Source organism: Neisseria sp. P0014.S009 (assembly GCF_051958155.1).
GTDB classification, from domain to species: domain Bacteria; phylum Pseudomonadota; class Gammaproteobacteria; order Burkholderiales; family Neisseriaceae; genus Neisseria; species Neisseria flavescens_C.
In genome coordinates this window covers 1-877 of record NZ_JBQCVS010000042.1, presented here as the reverse complement: position 1 = coordinate 877, position 877 = coordinate 1, and the positions used below count along the sequence as shown (strand labels likewise).

Sequence of the window (877 nt, the reverse complement as noted above, 5' to 3'; positions counted from 1 at the left end):
GGACAAGCCGCTTTAAATCAGCGCGTGTTTTATGATGTATTGAGCAACCGTATCCTTGGTCAGGCTCCCGATACTACTGTTTTAGAGCTGGGCGTATAAGGATAAGTGCAGTACAGCCAGGCGTTGCTTTCGTATAACGTCTTAAAATAATTATGCGCCGAACGTATCATCGCAAAAGCCAAAGAGTTGCGCTATTTGTGGGCAAATATAAATAAAAGGCCGTCTGAATAAGGCGGCCTTGTGGAGGATTTTAAATATAAGTGGGACGGCGACGTAACAGTGCGGCAACACTGTTACGCCAGCCAAGCAGATTATGCCTGCATTGACTTCTAAGGCCGCCTTAGTCTCTAGAGACCGAGGCATTCTATCTGATACAGGAGTGGATGCAAATGCAAATCTATCGTGAATTACGCTGTAAGTTTTGTGGGAAATTGCTGGCAAAAGGCAGCGGTTGTGTACAAATAAAGTGCACTCGTTGTAAAAACATCAATTCTTTCAGCTAATTAATAAATCAAAAGAATGCCTTTGAGCATCATATTAAATCTGATTTAGAGCATCGCGAATGCCATAATTTAGGAGTATATATGATGCAAAAAATGCAACAGACATTACCTATTATCCCCTGGATGGGTGGCAAACGTCGTTTGGCAAAACATCTTTTGCCCATGTTCCCCGAGCATTCTTGTTATGTTGAGTTGTTTTCCGGTGGAGCGGCGTTGTTCTTTATGCGCCCGGTTCCTGCAAAAGTTGAGGTGCTCAACGATATCAACGGACAGCTCATCAATCTCTATCGTGTGGTACAACACCATTTCGACGAGTTCGTCCGTCAGTTCGAGTGGACGCTGACCAGCCGCGAAACATTCGCCTGCCTGCAAAA

2 protein-coding genes are annotated in these 877 nt (G+C 44.5%); both read left to right on the top strand.

The window, feature by feature from the left end; all coding sequences use genetic code 11:
• Nucleotides 1-383 precede the first annotated feature (383 nt).
• Entirely contained in the window at nucleotides 384-503 is a 120-nt protein-coding gene (locus ACTHS4_RS11565; RefSeq protein WP_440365973.1) for a Com family DNA-binding transcriptional regulator, read from the top strand.
• Between the two features lie 81 nt (nucleotides 504-584).
• Nucleotides 585-877: DNA adenine methylase (locus ACTHS4_RS11560; protein ID WP_440365972.1), on the top strand; the 293-nt coding region annotated here is incomplete at its 3' end.